This is a genomic window from Aeromonas sp. Y293-4, from assembly GCF_027705905.1.
Taxonomy (GTDB): Bacteria; Pseudomonadota; Gammaproteobacteria; order Enterobacterales; family Aeromonadaceae; genus Aeromonas; species Aeromonas veronii.
The window spans coordinates 13,510-33,006 of the sequence record NZ_JAPDCI010000028.1 but is presented as its reverse complement, the minus strand read 5'-3'; the positions used below and the strand labels follow the sequence as shown (position 1 = coordinate 33,006).

The following is a 19,497-nucleotide window of genomic DNA, read 5'->3' as shown; positions in this document are numbered from 1 at the left end:
GCTACACGCCGAAACAGCGCTTGGCACAGGCCGCATGACCTCTACTTTTGAGTGCTCCAAAAAATGGGGGGATTACCTAAGCTTGTCGATAGTTTGAGTAATGGTAATTATCTTCTAGGGATAGTGATAGTGGTGGTTGCATTTATTTTTAACTATAAAACGATAGTTGATTTCTGGGAGGAGAGAAAAAAAGCAAGAATATCGAAACTAACAGATGCTGTAAAATGCGATTTTGTTTCGGGGCTAACGGAATCGCATCTGCAAGAAGAGTTGGCTACAGAGCACTTTAAAATAACGACTGGCATCCGTCTTGAAAAACAATTCAGAGAAGCTGTAATTAAAGCACATCAGTCAACAAATGGAACAGTTTCATTTATCCATTTCAAAAGAGCCATACCTCATTTTTCTTATGATGGCGATAGTGGAAATGTGACTGTTTGTATTTCTAAGTTCGAGCTGTTTATATATTGGTTTAATTTCATTTTTGGTGTTGGAATGGCGTTGTTTGGGTTGCTTTTAATAGGTATTTCTAGTCAGATTCCTAATGTTAGTTTAATTCAAGTGTTCTCGGTTATTTTTATTGGGGTGTTTTTCATTTTTACATCTATTTTTATGCTCTCGCAAACATTGCCAGTTGTATCTGCCAAAATAATAGAAAAAGAGCTATCTAGTATTGCTAAAAAAGAAAATAAAAAGTCTGCTGCAAGTTAATTATGTTGTACATTGGGCTAAATCGTAGGTTGGTGCTGAACGAAGTGAAGCCCAACGTTTACCGTGGAATATTTCAAAAGCAATAATCGGATAATTCAGTGTTATTCGGTTATTACCATCCCTCTTGATTAGACTCTGGCGGATTGGTCTTACTCTGTATGTTGGGCTTCGCTGCGCTCTGCACCAACCTACGCCCGCGCCGATCCATATCCCGCACAACGCGCCAACCCGCAGCAATGCCTCCATCAACTACCAAACCTGCCTTGGCCCCACTCTTGCTAAGTCTTATCCCATTGATGGCCGTGGCCGCCCTGAATGTTCTGCTCTGATCCGCCCCGAACAGGGTGGATCACGGGGGAGGGCGGCCCGGCAGAGACCTTCTAATGGGAGCCGTGACAGTGCAAGAGACAACCAATACCTTGCCCCCGCAGCGCTGGCTGCAACTGGAGTTAAAGGCCATCGACAGCCAGGTTGGCCGCTGGCAGAGCCGCCGTTTCGAGATTGCGGCGCTCCATCCCGCCGAACCCGAGGCTGCCGGTGCCTTGCCCCTTACCCTGTTTCGCGATGAGCGGGGGGATTATCGCTTCAATCTGAGCTCCGGCTCGCCCCGCCTCTTTGTCACCGGAAGCCGCGTGGACAGTGGCTTTGTGGCCGATGGCCTGACCTTGAGTCAGACTGTGGCCGCCGCCTATATGGATGGCGAGCGGCAGGTGCTCTCCTGCCCGCTGCCCGAGGCACTGCAAGCCTGGGTGGAGGCCTTTATCGGCCGTCACGGCGAGCTGCTGGAGGCCCGCCGCAAGGGCAAGAAGGGCAAGGGGCGGGCGCAGGATCAGTTGGGTGTCGATAGCCAGGATCAAGCCAGCTGCGGTGCCGTTAAAGCCACAGGCCCCGATGGCCGCGAGCGTGGCAGCGACGCCGGAACCTGTGCCGTAAACAAGGCCGGAAACAATGCCGGAAAAAATGCCCATGAGTGAGTTCCTCAAGCGCTGGTCGTCTCGCAAGAGTGAGGCGCGCAAGCATCAGGTATTGCAGCCACGGGAAGAGGCCATTCCCGAGGCAGTTGCCGCCCCCATCGAAGGTAGTGGTGAAGGTAAAACTCCAGATACATCGCTGGATAGCCCCGTAGTCAGCACTGACAAGGGGAGCTGTGAACCTCTTGCCGTTGAGGGGGCCGAGAGTGGCGAGCCGCCGCTAACAACGGCTCAGCCGGGCAAGGCCAAACTCCCCGACAGGGAGGCGCTGCGGGCCATGTTTCGCACTCACAAGCCGGATGGGCTTGACGACTACACCCAGGATTTTAGCCAGCCCGAATTGCTGCCTGCGGCCCTGACCGCTGGCCTGCGCAACTGGCTGGTAGAGCAGGTAACCGCCCCGGAGAGCGAATCGGTCAATCTGGCCAGCGGATCCGCGGAACCGGTTGCGCTTGCCAGTGAACCTGCCGCCGAGCCGCACGAGCTGGCTGATAACCATTCTCAAACCCACACCGACGATCGGGACATTTTGGTTTCCTTTGGTGGACAAAATGTCCCAACCAAAGGTGGGGGAATGGAACCTTCAGGATCCTGACTCCCTGTCAGTCACTTTTTTTCCGGGGGAGTTGGCTCGCCTCTTGCTCTCTCGGCTTACCAACAAGCGCCCATCCCATGAGGTGGTGCGCACAGGAGCGTATGTGAGCACTGAACAAACATTGCCAAATCTGGCCCCAAATCTAGCCTCCAATCTTGCCCATGGGGCGGGGGCGGCCGAGCATAACGCGCGCGCTCGCGCCTATACCCTGCAGCATACGGTCAAGACCGACAACCTGATCCCGGCCACTGTCTCTTACCGGAGTCAGGGGCGCCTGCTGCTGGTCGGCCCGGAAGATCGCATTCGCCGCGCTGCCAGCCTGCTGCCCGCCGGGGTGAAGCCCACTCTGCTGGTGAGCGAAGCGGTCCACTATGCCGAGGCGGCCGATCTCGAAACCATCTTCGATGCCACCGCATCCCTCGCGGCCCTGACCCTGCGCGAACCGAGCCTGACAGGGTATCTGGGGCAGTTCCAGCTGACCGGCCTCAATGGTCAGGGTGAGCGGGTTAATCTGGCGGCACTCTGTTTTACTCAGCAGGCTGCGGAAAATGGCGAGCCGCGCTTTGATCTGGTGGCCGATCTGGGCCGCGCCCCGCTCTTTGCGCTGGAACGCCCGCCGGTCGGTTATCTGCATCTTGCCGATGATCAAGGGCTGGCCGAACGGCTTGCCGAGATCTGCGCACTGACCGGTATATTCGACAAGCCACGCTATTTTCGCCTCGACCCCGAGGCCTGCGCCTTTACCGCCCGCGGCGTGCCCGGTTGCAGCCGCTGTCTCGATGTCTGCCCGACCGATGCGCTCAAGCCCATCAATGGTCGCATCCAGATCGATCCCCATCTCTGTCAGGGCTTCGGTAGCTGCGCCTCGGCCTGTCCGACCGGGGCGATTGCCTATCACCAGCCCGATGCCAACACCAGCGGTGACTACCTGTTCCGATTGCTCAAGCATTATCGGGAGGCGGGTGGCGAAGCGCCCCAGTTGCTGATTGCCGGTGAAAACGAGCGCGAATGGGTTGAGGCCGAACTTACCCGCCTGCCCGCCAACTGGCTGCCGGTCTGGGTGGAGGAGAGCGCCAGTTTAGGCATCGAGAGCTGGTTCGCCGCCCTTGCCTATGGCGCCAGCACAGTGCGCATTGCGCTCGGTGACGATGCCCCCGAAAGCGTCCGTGCGCTGGTTGAGCGGGAGCTGGCCAGCGCCGCCGTGCTGCTGGCGGGCGCTGGTCTTGCTGCCAATCGTATTGCCCTGTTTAACGGCGATGCCGAAATGGATGAGTCTCTTTACGCGCAGTCAGCCGTTGCCCTGCTGGAGAAGCAGCTCAAAGGGGACAAACGGGAAAACCTGTTTGCCGCCTTCGATGCCCTCTGGCAAGCCAATGAGGGGAGCCGTGAGCCGCTGGCGGTGCCCCACGGTGCCCCTTACGGCAGTGTGGAATTGAAAGAAGCTGACTGCACCCTCTGCATGGGGTGCGTGGCGGTCTGCCCGAGCCGCGCCCTGCATGCGGTTGGGTACACGCCTGGCCTCAACTTTATCGAGCAGGACTGCATCCAGTGCGGCATGTGCGAAAAGGCGTGCCCCGAGCAGGCCATCGTGCTGATGCCCCGCCTGCAACCCGTACCCGAAGCGCGCCGCGCCGTGCAGAGCCTGAAAGCCGAAGAGGCTGCCTGCTGCATTCGCTGCTCCAAGCCGTTCGCGCCCGCTTCGATGATCCGCCGCATCCAGCAAAAACTGGCCGGTCACTCCCACTTCCAGAACGAGGCCGCCCAGCGGCTGCTGATGTGCGAGGACTGTCGGGTCAAGGATGTGTTTGCGGCGCTGGCGGCGGATCCCGTCTCCCAGCTCAAGGTATGAGGGGCCAGTGATGAGTGAACAACATAACGAAAAGGCTGGCGAACTGACCATGACCGAACTGGAACAGAGCAGCGCCGATCTCTACGCCCTGCTGGCAAGCCTCTGGCGCGCCGCCCCCCGTGGCGAACAGCTCGCCTGGCTGCAAGGGTTGCAGCCGATGCCGGGCCCCTTTGCCAGAGGGCTGGGGCTGGTGCAGCTGGCGGCCAGCAGCCACCACGAAAACGAGCTTGCCGAGGAGTATCAGGATCTCTTTATCGGGCTGGGGCGCGGGGAGATTGTGCCGTTTGCCTCCTGGTATCTCACCGGCTCATTGATGGAGCTGCCGCTGGCGGTGCTGCGCGCAGATCTGCAGTCCCTCGGTTTCGAGCGCCAGAGCGGAGTGTGCGAGCCGGAAGATCATCTGGCTGCCCTCTGTGAGGTGATGGCGGTACTGATTGGCGAGCAACACCCGGAGCGCAACCGCTTCTATGAGCGCCACCTTGCCCCCTGGGTACTCGCATGCTGCCGCGATCAGCAACAGGCGAAAGGGGGCAGCTTCTACCGGGCAGTCGGGGCCCTTGCCGAAGATTTCTTCAAGTTGGAAAACGAATTGCGCCTGCCGTTTGGCGCCTGCGTGGTGCCGGGCTGAATGCCTCTATCTGCGCATAACAAGAGCTGCGCATAACAACACGAGCAGACGAGATATCCCATTGGACGCGAAGCTGGCGGCAGGCGCCGGCAAGAACAACAACAGAGGTCACAAGAATGAGCGATGAACAGCTGAAAGACCCGTCCCGCCGCAATCTGATCAAGGGAGTTGGCGTGGTCGCCACCATAGGCGTGCTAGCCGGTGCCACCGGTCGGGTGGTGGGCAAAGAGGTGTTGACCCACGACACCGAGCCTGACAAGGGCTATCGGGAGACCCCCCATGTTCACGACTTTTATCGCACCCTGCGCGGCACTGACTGAGCCGGATCAGTGAAGGAGAACTCATGAAACTGACAAAACGTGCCGAGCAGCCCCAAGCGGGCGAGCAGGGCAATGAGGCCATTCGCGGTCAGGGGCTGACCCGCCGCGCCTTTATGGTCAACTCGGGTCTGGTAGCCGGTGGCGCCGTGGCCGCCGGTTGGCTGGCCCCTGCCATGATGCAGCGGGCCGAGGCCAAAACCGTGGCGGCCGGGGTGCCGGTCGAGGTGAAGCGCACCATCTGTTCCCACTGCTCGGTGGGCTGCGGCGTCTATGCCGAGGTGCAAAACGGGGTCTGGACCGGTCAGGAACCGGCGTTTGATCACCCCTTCAACCTTGGCGGTCACTGCGCCAAGGGGGCGGCCCTGCGCGAGCATGGCCACGGTGAGCGTCGCCTCAAGTACCCGATGAAGCTGGTGGGCGGCAAGTGGCAGCGCATCAGCTGGGATCAGGCCATCGAAGAGGTGGGCAACGAGGTGCTGCGCCTGCGCAAGGAGTCCGGCCCCGACAGCGTCTACTGGCTCGGCTCCGCCAAGCACTCCAACGAGCAGGCCTACCTGTTTCGCAAAATGGCCTCTCTGTGGGGCACCAACAACGTGGATCACCAGGCGCGGATCTGCCACTCCACCACGGTCGCTGGGGTCGCCAACACCTGGGGCTACGGCGCCATGACCAACAGCCTGAACGACATGCACAACAGCAAGTCGATCATGTTTATCGGCTCCAACCCGGCGGAGGCCCACCCGGTCGCCATGCAGCACATTCTGCTGGCAAAAGAGCGCAACGGCTGCAAGATCCTGGTGGTCGACCCGCGCCGCACCCGCACTGCCGCCAAGGCGGACATGTACCTCTCCCTGCGTCCGGGCACCGACGTCGCCTTTATCTGGGGCATGCTCTGGCACATCTTCAAGAACGGTTGGGAAGATAAAGAGTTCATCCGCACCCGCGTCTACGGCATGGACGAGGTGCAAAAAGAGGTGGCGCGCTGGACCCCGGCCGAAGTAGAGCGGGTGACCGGCCTCAACGAGCAGCAGGTCTATGGCGCTGCCAAGCTGCTGGCCGACAACCGCCCCGGCTGCGTGGTCTGGTGCATGGGTGGCACCCAGCACACCACCGGCAATAACAATACCCGCGCTTACTGCATCCTCGAACTGGCCCTCGGCAACGTGGGCAAGAGCGGGGCGGGCACCAACATCTTCCGTGGTCACGACAACGTGCAGGGCGCCACCGACTTTGGCGTCACCTCCGACTCCCTGCCCGGCTACTACGGGCTGGAAGAGGGCTCCTGGAAGCACTGGGCCCGGGTGTGGGATGTGGATTACGAGTGGATCAAGGCGCGCTTCGACAACAAGGCCTACAACGGCAAGCTGCCGATGAACAACAACGGCATTCCGGTCTCCCGCTGGGTGGACGGGGTGCTGGAGAACGCCGATCTCATTGAGCAGGGCTCCAACATCCGCGCCATGTTCTACTGGGGCCATGCGGTCAACTCCCAGACTCGCGGCCCGGAAATGAAGAAGGCGATGCAAAAGCTCGACATGATGGTGATTGTCGACCCGTATCCCACCGTTGCCTCGGTGATGAACGATCGCACCGACGGCGTCTACCTGCTGCCGGCTACCACCCAGTTCGAGACCTATGGTTCCGTCACCGCCACCAACCGCTCCATGCAGTGGCGCGACAAGGTGATCGAGCCCCTGTTCGAATCCAAGGTCGACCACGAGATCATGTATCTCTTGAGCAAAAAGCTCGGCTTTGCCGATCAGCTGTTCAAGCACATCAAGGTGGAGAACAACCAGCCGCTCTTGGAAGACATCACCCGCGAGTACAACCGCGGCATGTGGAGCGTGGGCTACACCGGTCAGAGCCCGGAGCGGCTCAAGGCGCACCAGCAGAACTGGCACACCTTCCACAAGACCAACCTCAAGGCCGAAGGCGGCCCGGTCAGCGGCGAAGTGTATGGTCTGCCCTGGCCCTGCTGGGGCACCCCTGAGATGAAGCACCCCGGCAGCCATATCCTCTACGACACCAGTATTCCGGTCTCGGAAGGGGGGGGCGGTTTCCGCGCCCGCTTCGGTATCGAGTATCAGGGCGTCTCGCTGCTCGCCGAAGACTCCTGGCCGAAGGGGAGCGAGGTGGAAGACGGCTATCCCGAGATCACTGCCGACCTGATGAAGCAGCTCGGCTGGTGGGATGAGCTGACCGAGGCCGAGAAGAAAGAGGCCGAGGGCAAGAACTGGAAGACCGATCTCTCCGGCGGTATCCAGCGGGTCGCCATCAAGCACGGCTTTGTGCCGTATGGCAACGCCAAGGCACGCTGCGTAGTGTGGACCTTCCCGGATCAGGTGCCCAAGCACCGCGAGCCGCTCTACACCCCGCGCCGCGACTTGCTGGCTGACTACGCCACCTGGCCTGATTCGAAGAGCCTGTGGCGCCTGCCGACCCAGTACGCCTCGGTGCAGGAGAAGGACGTCAGCAAGGAGTTCCCGATCATCCTCACCTCCGGCCGTTTGGTGGAGTACGAGGGGGGCGGCGACGAGACCCGCTCCAACCCCTGGCTGGCTGAATTGCAGCAGGAGATGTTCGTCGAGATGAACCCGGCGGATGCCAACGACGTCGGCGTGCGCGACGGTCAGGATGTGTGGGTCGAGGGGCCGGAAGGGGGCCGGGTCAAGGTGAAGGCACTGGTGACCCCGCGGGTCAAACCGGGGCTCGCCTTTATGCCGTTCCACTTCGGCGGCCACTTCGAGGGCAAGGATCTGCGATCCAAATATCCGGAAGGGTCTGACCCCTATGTGCTGGGGGAGTCGGTCAACATAGTCACCACCTATGGTTATGACCCGGTCACCCAGATGCAGGAGACCAAGGTCACCCTGTGCCGTTTTCGCAAAGTAGGAGCCTGATCCCATGGCTAGAATGAAATTCATGTGTGACACCAAGCGCTGCATCGAGTGCAACGGCTGTGTGACGGCGTGCAAGAACGAGAACGACGATGCCCTCGAGTGGGGCATCCAGCGCCGCCGGGTGGTGACCCTCAACGACGGCCTGCCGGGTGAGACCTCCATCTCGGTCGCCTGCATGCACTGCACCGACGCCCCCTGCATGGCGGTCTGCCCGGCCGACTGCTTCTATCACACCGACGACGGCATCGTGCTGCACAACAAGGATCTCTGCATCGGTTGTGGCTACTGCCTGTTTGCCTGCCCGTTTGGTGCCCCCCAGTTCCCGAAGACCGCCGCCTTTGGCGATCGGGGCAAGATGGACAAGTGCACCTTCTGTGCCGGCGGCCCGGAAGAGGATCACAGCGAAGCGGAGCGCCAGAAGTACGGTGCCAACCGCATCGCCGAGGGCAAGCTGCCCATGTGTGCCGAGCTCTGCTCTACCAAGGCGCTGTTGGCAGGGGATGCGCAGGTGATCTCCGATATTTTCCGTGAGCGGGTTGCCTATCGTGGTGCTCCTCATGCAGCTTGGGGGGCTGATGAACAGGCGCTCTATCGCGACGCCAGCAAACCTCACGATGGCAGAGGCAAGGGGCTCAAGCTTGGCAAGCAGGAGGATGGCCAATGAGACACTGGCTGACAGCGCTGCTGACGGCCTTGCTGCTGTTCAGCGCGCCCGGCTTCGCTGATGCGCAGAAAGAGGCGGTCGGCTTTGCCGGCGCCGATTATTGGCGGGCGGTGAAGGATGGGCAGGAGGGGGTGACCACCTCCCGCTCGCCGGAGCACGGAGTGCTTATCTCGGTGCCGGGCCAGCTCTGGTTCGAGGTGAAGACCAAGTGGGTGTCGCCGCTCGGCGCCATCGCCATTTTCGGGTCGCTCGCCATGTGTGGCCTGATGTATCTGGTGGTGGGGCAGACCAAGCTCTCCAAACCGCGCACCGGGCGCAAGCTCAAGCGCTGGAGTCGGCTGGATCGGGCGCTGCACTGGACCACGGCGGCCATGTTCCTGACCCTCTCCGGGTCGGGGCTGGCCATCATCTACGGCAAGTACTTCATCAAGCCGGTGGTGAGCCTCGGGGTGTGGGAGAACTGGATCTGGTTCGCCAAGGTGTTCCACAACTACGTGGGGCCGCTCTTCTTCCTCTGCCTGATGGGGGTGCTCATCAAGTGGTTCCGCCACAACATCGTCAACATGGTGGATGTGCAGTGGTTCATGAAGTTTGGCGGCATGCTCGGCAAGCACAAGGGAAGTCACCCCTCGGCGGGCTTCTCCAACGGCGGCGAGAAGGCCATTTTCTGGCTGCTGATCTGGTTTGGCGGAATAGTCGTGGCGACCGGGTTGTTCCTCGATTTCCCCATCTTCGGCCAGCTGCGCCGCCAGATGGAGTGGGCCAGCTTTATCCATATCGTCGGCGCCTTGATCCTTATCTGCGGCTTTATCTTCCATATCTACATGGGCCTGTTCCAGCTGGAAGGGGCGCTGGAGGGGATGGTGACCGGCGAGGTGGACGAAACCTGGGCCAAGGAGCACCACGACCTCTGGTATGAAGAGGTGAAGCACACCCTTGATGAGCCCAGGGCGGGTAAATCAAGCTGATGGTCGACAAAGAGTAAAGAGAAGGGGCGCTGCGGCGCCCCTTCTGATGGCGGGTCAAATGTGATGGCAAATTGATTGAGATATGCCGCAAATGGAGATGGTTTTTTGGGCCGCCTTGAGCAACAGTAACAGTGGTTCCATTCACACAAGGGATGACAAATGATGAGAAAAGCATGGCTGGCAGCGGTATGTGCATCTGCGCTCTTCGGTGGTATTGCGGGCATGGCGCAGGCGGCTGACGGGATCAAGACCCAGCAGGTGCAGTTCAAGAAGGGGGAGTCAGGGGCAACCATCAACAGTACCATTCAGGGTAGCCAGACCCTCGATTACAAGCTGACGGCCAACAAGGGCCAGAGCATGGTGGTGATCCTGACCGGCAAGCCCTACTTCAATATTTTGCCGCCGGGCAGCAAGGGGGAGGCGATCTTTGTTGGCTCTCGTGACGGGAACAACTTTGAGGCAACCCTGCCTGCCAAGGGCACTTATACCATTCGGGTCTACCAGATGGGGGCGGCCGAGAGCAGCAAGGCCAAGACGCCGTTCAAGCTGGAGGTGGGTATCAGCGGCTAATGCCAGCCGCTGACAAGCATCACAGAGGTGGCGGCCACAAAGGGCCGCCACCGTTGTTTTATCCCCTCTGTTTTTGCCTCGCCAAGGTCAATATTCCCCCCGGGCCAGTCGCTCGAAGTAGTTCTGATAACGTCCGCTGGCGATGGCCTGCTGCAACTGCTGATTGAACTGATCCCGCAGTTTGGCTGAATCCGGCATCTTGCGCGGGAACATCACGAAGCTGTCGTTGCGCAGAAAAGGGGTCTGACTGTGGGTGATGAGTGCCGCGCTGGCGGGGTCGAACTGGCTCTGCAACTCGGCCAGACCGACTCGCAGCTCTTGCGGATAGAGGTCAATCCGCCCGCGCAGCAGCTTGCCGAAATTCTGTTTCACGTCGGTGACTTTCTGTTGGGTTACCTTGCCATCGGCCACCATCTTATCCAGCTCGGGCCCGTAGCTATAGGCGATATCGCCCCCCAACCGCATGCCGATGATCTGCTCAAGGCGCTCGGCTTGCAGCTGCCGTGATTTGAGGGAGAAGAAGACAAACTGCTCCTGCAGCACCGCTTCGCTAAACAGAAAATCCTGCTCCCGCTCCGGTTTGTGCATCCAGACGGCAGTGGCGTCGTAGAGCTGGCTGTTGGCCGCCAGCGAATAGACCCGACCCCAGGGGGCGAAGTGGAACTTCACCTGATAGCCCGCCTCCTTGAACAGATCGCTGATGAGGTGGGCCACTGGCCCGTGCTGTTTTGACTGCTCGGAGACGAAAGGGGGCCATTCACCCACGATGATGTTGAGCACCCGGCCCGGAGCGGCGAGAGCCGACTGGCAGGCCAGAAACAACCACAGAGCAAGCCGCGGGATCAGGCGCATGGCAGAAAGAAGGGGACGCAGGCTGGCAGAGGCGAGGGCATCAGATCACTCCCGGCTGTGATGCGGTGAAAGGGGCTGGGTTGCCCGCAATGCTAACATGAGTCTCATTCCTTGCCGTGGATGTTTGTCTCGCCGGGGTCGCTGGGCGCCTATTTTGGCCGCAGGGTATGCCCAAGCTCACAAAACCGATCGAGTAAACGTCATATGATTGATTTCATTATGAGTCTTGCTCTCCTGCCGAACGGCAATTTCACGTAAATCAAAGAGAATGACTATGGCTACCGGACAATATCTGCTGTGGAAAGATGCACAGGGACAGGATTTTCGCCCCGTTGCACTGACCGGCACTGATCTGCTTAACAATCGATACCTCAACAAGGGCACGGCCTTCACCGAACAGGAGCGGGCCGATTTTGATCTCGATGGTTTGCTGCCGCCTCAGGTGCAAACTTTTGAAGCCCAGCTCGAGCGAGTGTATGAGGGGTTCAAAAGCGCTTGCAGCGATATCGAGAAGTACCAGAACCTGCGTGCCCTGCAGGATCGCAACGAGACTCTCTTCTATGCCCTGTTGTCACGCCATGTGGAGGAGATGACTCCCTACATCTATACCCCGACTGTGGGCAAGGCGTGCCAGGAGTTCAGCCACCGCTTCCAGAAGCCGCGCGGCCTCTACATCACCCCGGACAACGTGGATGACATGGGCAGTCAGGCCCGTCACTTCGATGCCAAATCGATCCGCATCATAGTCGTCACCGACAGCCAGGGCATTCTGGGGATCGGCGACCAGGGTGTTGGCGGCATGGGCATCCCCATCGGCAAGCTGGCGCTCTATACCCTTGGGGCCGGGATTCACCCCGCCTGCTGCATGCCCATCGCGCTGGATGTGGGCACCGACAACCAGAAACTGCTCGATGATCCCATGTATCTGGGCCGCCCCCACAAGCGTATTCGTGGCAAGGAGTACGAAGAGTTCATCGACAAGTTCGTGCAGGGGGTCAAGCGCCACTTCCCCAATGCCGTGCTGCAGTGGGAAGACTTCAGCAAATCCAATGCCTTCAATAATCTGGCCCGCTACCAGCAGGCACTGCCGTCATTCAACGATGACATTCAGGGCACCGGTGCCGTGGTGCTGGCGGGTATCATAGGCGCGGTCAAGGTCAAGGGGGAGACCCTGGGCCAGCAGAACTATCTGGTCTATGGCGCTGGCGCCGGCGGGGTTGGTGTCGCGGATCAGATCTGCGCGGGGATGATCCGCGAGGGGATGGATCCGCAGGCGGCCCGCGATCGCATCTACATTCTGGATACCCAGGGGCTGGTGTGCGACAACCGGGACGGGCTCGACGAGTACAAGCGCCGCTATGCCAAGCCGGGGCTGTTGCTGGCGGGCTGGGATACCGAGGTGCCCGGCAAGGCCAATCTGGCCGATGTGCTGCGTCATGTGCCCATTACCGTGTTGCTGGGTACCAGTGGCTCGGGCGGTGCCTTCCAGGAAGAGCATATCCAGCTGATGCTGCAGCATTGCGAGCGCCCCATGGTGTTCCCGCTCTCCAACCCGACCGCCAACTGTGAAGCGCTGCCGGAGGATATCTACCGCTGGAGCAAGGGCAAGGCGATCGTGGCGACCGGTAGTCCCTTCAAGGATGTGAGCTACGAGGGGCAGGAGTTCAGGGTGGGGCAGGGCAACAACGTCTTTATCTTCCCCGGTGTAGGTCTGGCGGCCATCGTCAGCCAGCTCCGCGAGATCACACCCGATGTCTTCACTACTGCCGCCTTTGCGCTGGCTGAGTGCGTGAGTGAGGTGGACCTGGCGAAAGGGGCCGTCTATCCTCGCATTCGCGAGCTGCGCAGCATCTCGGTGCATGTGGCCACCGCAGTGCTCAAGGATATCGTGCGCCGGGATCCCTCCCACCCGCTGATCGGTCAGGATCTGCAGCAGCATATCCTCAACCACATGTGGGAGCCGGTTTACCTGCCCTATCGTCGGGTATAACCGCGTATTCACCGCTCGGATAACGGGTCGGTAAAGATGACAAGGGGGTAGCGCTGCTACCCCCTTTCGTTTACCCCGTGGCATTCACTAAGTTCGCAATGGCCGCCAGCGCCCTTGCTGATTGCGACAGGCGGTATCCTGCCACTGCTGGCTCGCCTTGCCGATATAGAGTTGCTCGCGATAGTCCCGACACCACTCCCCGCTGGTATGGCGGAAGGTGCGTAGCGGGGTGACGCTACCCGAGTGACGGTTAGCTGGATTGAACCAGGTGAGGCTTTGGCCTTTGGTACGGGTTTCCAGCGCCTTGGCGAGAGCCTGATTGGCCAGTTGAACATCTGCCTTATCCATTTGATGGTAAAGCGGCGGAGTGTCGACCGTGGCGCAGCCAGCGAGGCCGAGCAGGAGGAGTGTTAGCAGATAACGCATCATGGTTGCCCCTGTTGGCGAAAGCCGTTGTTGAGCAGCGCCCGCTCCTGCTCATCGGTAAGTACTTGCTGGCGATCATCGACCGTGCCATCACCTCTTAGTTTGTTGCCGTTGGCATCGACAGCATCCACGCCGTTGTCATCGACCGTGCCGTCACCTCTGAGCTTGTTGCCGTTGGCATCGACGGCATCCACGCCGTTGTCATCGACTGTGCCATCGCCTCTGAGCTTGTTGCCGTTGGCATCGACGGCATCCACGCCGTTGTCATCGATGGTGCCGTCACCTCTGAGCTTGTTGCCATTGGCATCGACGGTATCTACACCGTTGTCATCAACGCCATTGCCAAATCCGCGGCCACCCCCATGGCGTTCTCCCCCTGCATGTTTTTCTCCACCAGCATGCCGTTCACCTCCACCATGCTGCTCTCCGCCGGCATGCTCGCCTTGGCCGCCACTGTCATCGCTGCCCCCATCGCTGTCGCTGCCACCGCCGCTGTCGCTGCCTCCGCCGCTGTTGCTGCCTCCGCCGCTGTTGCTGCCTCCGCCGCTGTTGCTGCCTCCGCCACTGTCGCTGCCACCGCCGCTGTTGCTGCCTCCGCCGCTGTCGCTGCCACCGCCGCTGTTGCTGCCTCCGCCGCTGTTGCTGCCTCCGCCGCTGTTGCTGCCGCCGCCGCTGTCGCTGCCACCGCCGCTGTTGCTGCCTCCACCACTGCTGCCCCCACTGCCACCATCGCCATCTTTGTTGTGAACGATCAGCTCATTGGCGATATAGCTGTGGCTGCCATCGAGCAGCAGATTGAAGAGTGCGGTAGTGGGAGATGCCTCGATCCAGCAGAGTGACTCAACCAGCAGTAATTCCGGCTGGGGTTGCAGGGCCAGATTGCCCGTCACCATGGCAGGTGCCGGGCGACACATTATCTGCATGCCGGTAAATAGCGGCAGCACCGCCAGTTGCGGGTTTTCGGTTCGGGTCATGGCTGGTGAGATGGCTGCCCAGCCCCGCGTGGTCAGCAGAGGGTGTTCTGCGGTAAAGAACGGGGGCAGATCATTGATCCCGTAGAGTCTGCGCTTGCCCAGTATGACCCGTTCGATCGCTAGGATCCGGTTACTGCCGCCGTGCTGATCCAGCACCTGTTCACCGACCCGGAGCGTCTCTATGGGGCGGGTGGAACCATCGGCCATCGTGATGCGAGTGCCGGCGATAAAGCAGGACTTGGCATAGGCCTGATTCATTTGCCACTCATTGTGGGCGAAATCATAACTGAACGGGTTTGCAAACAGGGCGAGTGCGATGGCCGAGCCGATAAGCAATCTGCGCTGGCTGGCCTTGAATGGGGGCTGTGACATGGGGACTCCTTGTCCATCTTGATTCACAGGATCCATTATAGAGCGCCCCCTGGTGGCGGCATTTTTGACCATGAACACAATAAACATGATGGAAAAACGATTGGCGTTCGTCACAATAATGCGTAAAATCGCATACTCGATGCTTGTAGCAACGAATCCCGCCTAAAAAGCCAGTTTCATGCCCTTCCCAAGCAGTAAAAGGCAACAAGTGACGTATTTGTGTTCATTTTGTGCCTTGGAAAAGTCTTGTGATAACTGAAAAGTGATAAATATCCCCATCAGTTATCAAAAAATTAAGGACATCCATGTTTTCCTTAGTCAAGCAAAGTGTCGCCGGGCTGCAAATCCTGTTTGTCGCCTTCGGTGCCATGGTTCTGGTGCCCCTGCTCACCGGACTGAACCCCTCCATGGCCCTGCTTGGCGCCGGTGTGGGCACCCTGTTGTTCCAGCTCTGCACCCGCCGCCAGGTCCCGATTTTCCTCGGTTCCAGCTTTGCCTTCATCGCTCCCATCATCTACGCCACCCAGACCTGGGGATTGCCATCCACCATGTTTGGCCTGTTTGCCGCCGGTTTCATGTATTTCATTCTGGCTGCGTTGATCCGGGCAAAAGGGATGGGGTTTGTGCACAAATTGTTGCCCCCGGTGGTGATTGGCCCGGTGATCATGGTCATCGGTCTTTCTGTGGCGCAGGTTGCCTGCAACATGGCGATGGGCCGTGCCGGTAGTGAGCAGGTAGTACCTGCGGGGACTGCGTTGACACTGGCCGGTATCTCGCTGGCGGTCACCCTGATTGCAGCTGTGTTCTGCAAGGGGTGGATCAAGCTGATCCCCATCCTGTGCGGTGTGATTGCCGGTTATGTCTCGGCGGTATTCATGGGCCAGGTGAGTTTCGATGGTATGGTGAACGCCCCCTGGTTGGCGCTGCCCCACTTCGAAACCCCGGAGATCAACTGGGCTGCTGCGTTGTTCATGTTGCCGGTAGCCATCGCCCCCTGTATCGAGCATATCGGTGGCGTGTTGGCGATTGGTGGCGTGACTGGCAAGGATTACACCAAGGATCCGGGTTTGCACCGTACGCTGGCCGGTGACGGCATCGGCGTCTGCTTCGCCGGTTTCATCGGTGGCCCACCCGTGACCACCTACGCCGAAGTGACCGGTGCCGTGATGATCACTCGCAACTTCAATCCGGTCACCATGACCTGGGCTGCGGTGTTTGCCATCATTCTGGCCTTCTTCGGCAAGTTCAATGCGCTGCTTACCTCCATCCCGATGCCGGTGATGGGCGGTATCATGCTGCTGCTGTTCGGATCCATCGCTGCCATCGGTCTCAAGACGCTGGTGGAATCCAAGGTGGATCTGGGACTGTCACGCAATATCGCCATCGTCGCCGTGACTCTGACCGTCGGTGTCGGTGCGCTGGAGATGAAGATTGGCGACTTCGCGCTGGCCGGCGTTGGCCTGGCATCTGTTGCCGCCATCCTGCTCAACCTGATCCTGCCTGCGCACTCCGAAGAGGGTGTGATGGACGCGGCCAAAGATTGAGTTTCACCAGACGTTCATTGTTGATTTGGAGAAGGCCACCTCGCGGTGGCCTTCTGTTTTTCGGGTATCTCGCGCCACTTTGTGGCTCGACGGAGCTCATCTGGAATCTAATTTGGAAGCAGATGAGGGGGTTAGCATTCTCATTTGACGTATCTCTTTTCGTGGCCTTAGCTAAAGGACAGGTTTGGCTCTGAGGTCTCCTCGAGCAGTATGGGAAAATGGATGTTGGCGTTTTCTATCATTTCTCTCCCAGACCCCTGTCATAAAACGATGCACTTTTTCTTTGCCACGGCGCTGTTGTATGGCAGAGGCTTATCCGCCCCACTCCGCACTCCCCTTATGCTGCCCTGGCATTTTTCCACCTCGATTTGTTGTGAGCCTGCCTCGCCGGTTGCGTTTCGTTGCGCACAGGCAAAATCCGGATCTGTTTGCTGCTGCACATGGGTGGGCGGCGAGCCGTGAAAGCCGGCATGACCCCAGCGGGTTAGACGTGCACCGCCATCGGTAACGGCGGATGTTCAGGGATGAATGGCAAGCAAAGCGAGGTTGCAATGAACTATCAACTGCTGTGGAAAAGTGCAATTTTTTCAGTCTCTTCCATGATGGCGATAAACGCTGTTCAGGCTGCGCCACTGAACGTGATGACCGAGGATTACCCGCCATTCAACATGCAGGGAGAGGGGGGTAAGATTGTCGGGCTGTCGACCGAGGTGGTCGAAGAGCTGTTCAAGCGTGCCGGGGTCGAATACAAGCTGACCCTGATGCCCTGGAAGCGGGCGTACGAAGATACCCTCGGTACTCCCAATACCGCCCTCTACTCCACGACCCGCACTCCGGAGCGGGAAGCACTGTTCAAGTGGGTAGGGCCGCTGGTCAATAACAACTGGGTATTTTTCTCCAGTTCGACCGCCAATATCACGGTCAAGTCGCTGGAAGATGCCAAGCAGTATTCGGTGGGTGGCTATAACGGTGATGCGGCCGCCGAATATCTCAAGGCCCAGGGATTTGCCAAGTTGCAGCTGGCCGCCAACGATACCGCCAACGTGAAAAAACTGGAGGCAGGTCGCATCGATCTCTGGGCAACCGGCCAGTATCTGGCGCCTTATCTGGCCAGCAAGGAGAAAGTAGCTTCACCCAAGCCGGTCTTCGTGTTCAAGGAAACCCAGATGAGCTTGGCGTTTAACAAGGATACGCCCGATGAGCTCATCAACAAGCTTAACGAGATCCTCGCTGCCATGAAGGCGGATGGCACCATCGACAAGATCAATGCCAAGTACCAGTAACAGTACCAATAGCAAGTGCCGCTCAATGGCATTGCGCCGGCTGCCGTAAAACCGGGAGGAAACCATGGATTGGAAAAGTCTGACGTTCAGGATTGCCGTGTTGACCTCCCTGTCGGTGAGTCTGCTACTGGTGTTGTTTGGCGGTTACAACTACAACGCCGTCAGGGCGGAGAGCTACAGCAAACAGAGTGCGCTGGTCGAGCAGGCCATCGGCCGGCTGCAGCTCTCCCTGCCCGGCCCGCTGTGGAATTATGAATCGGCCTTCATCGAGGCATCGCTCAAGTCAGAGCTGGCGGCCGATATCCTGAGTGCTTTGCTGGTGGTCAACAAGGACAAGCTGGTGGCCGGGTTTGCCCGTGACTCGGCGGGGAGCATTGCCCCTGTGACAGCCATGCCTGCCGATACCGCTGCCTATGGGGGATATGATCTGGTCTATGACGATAGCGGCCAGAAAAACACCGTGGCCCGATTGCTGGTGCAAACCAGTGATGCTGCCATTCAGGCCCAACTGCGCCAGCAGTTGATCACCACCGTCTGGCAGATCCTTGTGCTCGATCTCTGCATCATTGCGCTGCTGATGGTGCTGATTCATCGCAACGTGCTCAGGCCGCTCCATCAGATGAATCAGGCGGTGTTCGATCTGGCCAAAGGAGAGGGGGATCTGACCCGGCGTCTGAAGATCAGCCGTCAGGATGAGATGGGCGCGCTGGCCACCAACATCAACCACTTTATTGCCAAGTTGCAGGAGATGGTGGCGGAGATCAACGAGCTCTCTGCCGGTGTGTTGCAAACCGCCGAACTCTGTGACTCCCTCTCGGCAGATACCCGGGTAGGCAGTGACGCCCAGCAATCCGAGCTGGATCAGGTCGCTACTGCCATTACCGAAATGAGTCAGGCGGTGCAGGAAGTGGCTGGCAATGCGGTGAAAACCTCTGGCGCTACCGATGAGGCCAACCTCTATGTGGAGCAGGGTTACAATCTGGCGGGCCATGCCAATGAGGCCATCCATCAACTGGTGGGGGAGGTGGAGCGAGTCGCCACCCTGATGCGCACCCTTTCGACCGAAAGCAGCAGCATTGGCACCATCATTGAGGTGATCAACGGCATTGCCGAGCAGACCAATTTGCTTGCCCTCAACGCGGCCATCGAGGCGGCGCGGGCGGGGGATCAGGGGCGCGGTTTTGCGGTGGTGGCGGATGAGGTGCGCACCTTGTCGGGCCGTACTCGCCAGTCGACGGAGGAGATCAGCGCCAGTATCAAGCGGTTGCAGCAAGCGACCCAGAATGTCGGTGCCGGCATGCAACAGAGTCAGGAGAAGGCATCCCGCGCCGGCACCGAGGCGGCAGATGTGCAGACATCGGTGGAGAAGATTAAAAATCAGGTCAGCCTGATCCGCGAGATGAACATGTATATCGCCCAGGCATCGGAAGAACAACACTCGGTGGCGGAAGCGGTCAGTCACAGCGTCAACCGGATTGCGACGCTCAACAGCGAGAGTGCAGCCAGAGTGGCACAGGTTGCCGAAGCCAGCAGCGATCTGCGGCAGCTGTCGGCCCAACTCGACACCCTGCTTAAGCAGTTTCGGGTCTAGTCAGTTCACTTCGCCCCGTTGGATCATCCTGCGGGGCATGCAAGGTTCCCTTTATTGTTATTGTAAAGTGCGGCGAGATGTTGTGAGGGGCAAGGGGCCTTGTCCAGCAGAGCTTTTCGTCATGCCCATGTCACTGTTCAGCTGAGATTGGCGTGACCGCGATAGGCGAAACTCGCAGCATCATGCTCTGCCCGATACGCAGTCCGACAGCGCTGGACGCATATTTTCATTTTCCCCGCTCATGCCTGCCTGCATCTATTGTGCCGCTGATCTCGACCCTTTAGAATTT

17 protein-coding genes are annotated in these 19,497 nt (G+C 59.4%); 14 read left to right on the top strand and 3 right to left on the bottom strand.

Going from position 1 to position 19,497, the window contains the following annotated elements; genetic code table 11:
• Positions 1–129: 129 nt before the first annotated feature.
• The 10 genes from OKC31_RS20380 to OKC31_RS20335 all read left to right on the top strand — a co-directional run bounded on the left by OKC31_RS20380 (position 130) and on the right by OKC31_RS20335 (position 10,176).
• Complete coding sequence (locus OKC31_RS20380) at positions 130–711, top strand: hypothetical protein (RefSeq protein ID WP_270657553.1); 582 nt, start codon at positions 130–132, stop codon at positions 709–711.
• Between the two features lie 383 nt (positions 712–1,094).
• Positions 1,095–1,685, top strand: a complete 591-nt coding sequence (locus OKC31_RS20375) for a DUF3305 domain-containing protein (protein WP_270657551.1) — start codon at positions 1,095–1,097, stop codon at positions 1,683–1,685.
• Positions 1,678–2,277 (top strand): DUF3306 domain-containing protein, encoded by a 600-nt coding sequence (locus tag OKC31_RS20370; protein ID WP_270657549.1) that lies wholly within the window; start codon positions 1,678–1,680, stop codon positions 2,275–2,277. The genes OKC31_RS20375 and OKC31_RS20370 overlap by 8 nt, the downstream gene beginning before the upstream one ends.
• A gap of 103 nt (positions 2,278–2,380) precedes the next feature.
• Positions 2,381–4,126 carry a 4Fe-4S dicluster domain-containing protein gene (locus OKC31_RS20365; protein ID WP_123172587.1) on the top strand — a complete coding sequence of 582 codons (1,746 nt, stop codon included), beginning with the start codon at positions 2,381–2,383 and terminating at the stop codon, positions 4,124–4,126.
• Positions 4,127–4,136: 10 nt separating this feature from the next.
• The gene (locus OKC31_RS20360) at positions 4,137–4,754 is read left to right on the top strand and encodes a TorD/DmsD family molecular chaperone (protein WP_058058400.1); all 618 of its coding nucleotides are present in this window, start codon (positions 4,137–4,139) and stop codon (positions 4,752–4,754) included.
• Between the two features lie 116 nt (positions 4,755–4,870).
• On the top strand, positions 4,871–5,074 hold the full coding sequence (locus tag OKC31_RS20355; RefSeq protein ID WP_005303194.1) for a transcriptional initiation protein Tat: 204 nt from the start codon (positions 4,871–4,873) through the stop codon (positions 5,072–5,074).
• A gap of 23 nt (positions 5,075–5,097) precedes the next feature.
• Positions 5,098–7,974, top strand: coding sequence for a formate dehydrogenase subunit alpha (locus OKC31_RS20350; protein WP_005353754.1), 2,877 nt, complete (start codon positions 5,098–5,100; stop codon positions 7,972–7,974).
• Between the two features lie 4 nt (positions 7,975–7,978).
• A complete protein-coding gene (fdh3B, locus tag OKC31_RS20345) occupies positions 7,979–8,638 on the top strand; it encodes a formate dehydrogenase FDH3 subunit beta (protein WP_005353752.1) in 660 nt (219 codons plus the stop codon).
• The gene (locus tag OKC31_RS20340; RefSeq protein WP_247823218.1) at positions 8,635–9,606 is read left to right on the top strand and encodes a formate dehydrogenase subunit gamma; all 972 of its coding nucleotides are present in this window, start codon (positions 8,635–8,637) and stop codon (positions 9,604–9,606) included. Before fdh3B ends, OKC31_RS20340 begins: the two co-directional genes overlap by 4 nt.
• 159 nt (positions 9,607–9,765) lie before the next feature.
• A complete protein-coding gene (locus tag OKC31_RS20335) occupies positions 9,766–10,176 on the top strand; it encodes a DNA breaking-rejoining protein (RefSeq protein ID WP_234917701.1) in 411 nt (136 codons plus the stop codon).
• 87 nt (positions 10,177–10,263) lie between these two features.
• On the opposite strand, the gene OKC31_RS20330 is transcribed toward OKC31_RS20335, so the two are convergent.
• On the bottom strand, positions 10,264–11,028 hold the full coding sequence (locus tag OKC31_RS20330; RefSeq protein WP_270657547.1) for a substrate-binding periplasmic protein: 765 nt from the start codon (positions 11,026–11,028) through the stop codon (positions 10,264–10,266).
• A gap of 274 nt (positions 11,029–11,302) precedes the next feature.
• Between OKC31_RS20330 and OKC31_RS20325 the strand changes: the two genes are divergently transcribed.
• Positions 11,303–13,018 (top strand): NAD-dependent malic enzyme, encoded by a 1,716-nt coding sequence (locus OKC31_RS20325; RefSeq protein ID WP_075114855.1) that lies wholly within the window; start codon positions 11,303–11,305, stop codon positions 13,016–13,018.
• An 87-nt stretch (positions 13,019–13,105) separates the two neighbouring features.
• Here OKC31_RS20325 and OKC31_RS20320 read toward each other — a convergent pair whose 3' ends face one another.
• Both OKC31_RS20320 and OKC31_RS20315 read right to left on the bottom strand, forming a co-directional pair.
• On the bottom strand, positions 13,106–13,447 hold the full coding sequence (locus OKC31_RS20320) for an RT0821/Lpp0805 family surface protein (protein WP_040065365.1): 342 nt from the start codon (positions 13,445–13,447) through the stop codon (positions 13,106–13,108).
• Entirely contained in the window at positions 13,444–14,790 is a 1,347-nt protein-coding gene (locus OKC31_RS20315) for a Hint domain-containing protein (RefSeq protein WP_247823212.1), read from the bottom strand. The genes OKC31_RS20320 and OKC31_RS20315 overlap by 4 nt, the downstream gene beginning before the upstream one ends.
• A 305-nt stretch (positions 14,791–15,095) precedes the next feature.
• Between OKC31_RS20315 and OKC31_RS20310 the strand changes: the two genes are divergently transcribed.
• The 3 genes from OKC31_RS20310 (at position 15,096) to OKC31_RS20300 (ending at position 19,208) form a co-directional block, all read left to right on the top strand.
• Positions 15,096–16,334, top strand: a complete 1,239-nt coding sequence (locus OKC31_RS20310) for a uracil-xanthine permease family protein (protein WP_005334784.1) — start codon at positions 15,096–15,098, stop codon at positions 16,332–16,334.
• Between the two features lie 551 nt (positions 16,335–16,885).
• Positions 16,886–17,617, top strand: a complete 732-nt coding sequence (locus OKC31_RS20305) for a substrate-binding periplasmic protein (RefSeq protein WP_270657546.1) — start codon at positions 16,886–16,888, stop codon at positions 17,615–17,617.
• A gap of 64 nt (positions 17,618–17,681) precedes the next feature.
• Positions 17,682–19,208, top strand: coding sequence for a methyl-accepting chemotaxis protein (locus OKC31_RS20300; protein ID WP_270657544.1), 1,527 nt, complete (start codon positions 17,682–17,684; stop codon positions 19,206–19,208).
• Positions 19,209–19,497: the final 289 nt, after the last annotated feature.

Coding starts and splice junctions, on each gene's coding strand:
- OKC31_RS20375 (WP_270657551.1), top strand. CDS start 1,095: ATGGGAGCCGTGACAGTGCAAGAGACAACCAATACCTTGCCCCCGCAG.
- OKC31_RS20370 (WP_270657549.1), top strand. CDS start 1,678: ATGAGTGAGTTCCTCAAGCGCTGGTCGTCTCGCAAGAGTGAGGCGCGC.
- OKC31_RS20360 (WP_058058400.1), top strand. CDS start 4,137: ATGAGTGAACAACATAACGAAAAGGCTGGCGAACTGACCATGACCGAA.
- OKC31_RS20355 (WP_005303194.1), top strand. CDS start 4,871: ATGAGCGATGAACAGCTGAAAGACCCGTCCCGCCGCAATCTGATCAAG.
- OKC31_RS20350 (WP_005353754.1), top strand. CDS start 5,098: ATGAAACTGACAAAACGTGCCGAGCAGCCCCAAGCGGGCGAGCAGGGC.
- fdh3B (WP_005353752.1), top strand. CDS start 7,979: ATGGCTAGAATGAAATTCATGTGTGACACCAAGCGCTGCATCGAGTGC.
- OKC31_RS20340 (WP_247823218.1), top strand. CDS start 8,635: ATGAGACACTGGCTGACAGCGCTGCTGACGGCCTTGCTGCTGTTCAGC.
- OKC31_RS20335 (WP_234917701.1), top strand. CDS start 9,766: ATGATGAGAAAAGCATGGCTGGCAGCGGTATGTGCATCTGCGCTCTTC.
- OKC31_RS20330 (WP_270657547.1), bottom strand. CDS start 11,028: ATGCGCCTGATCCCGCGGCTTGCTCTGTGGTTGTTTCTGGCCTGCCAG.
- OKC31_RS20325 (WP_075114855.1), top strand. CDS start 11,303: ATGGCTACCGGACAATATCTGCTGTGGAAAGATGCACAGGGACAGGAT.
- OKC31_RS20320 (WP_040065365.1), bottom strand. CDS start 13,447: ATGATGCGTTATCTGCTAACACTCCTCCTGCTCGGCCTCGCTGGCTGC.
- OKC31_RS20315 (WP_247823212.1), bottom strand. CDS start 14,790: ATGTCACAGCCCCCATTCAAGGCCAGCCAGCGCAGATTGCTTATCGGC.
- OKC31_RS20310 (WP_005334784.1), top strand. CDS start 15,096: ATGTTTTCCTTAGTCAAGCAAAGTGTCGCCGGGCTGCAAATCCTGTTT.
- OKC31_RS20305 (WP_270657546.1), top strand. CDS start 16,886: ATGAACTATCAACTGCTGTGGAAAAGTGCAATTTTTTCAGTCTCTTCC.
- OKC31_RS20300 (WP_270657544.1), top strand. CDS start 17,682: ATGGATTGGAAAAGTCTGACGTTCAGGATTGCCGTGTTGACCTCCCTG.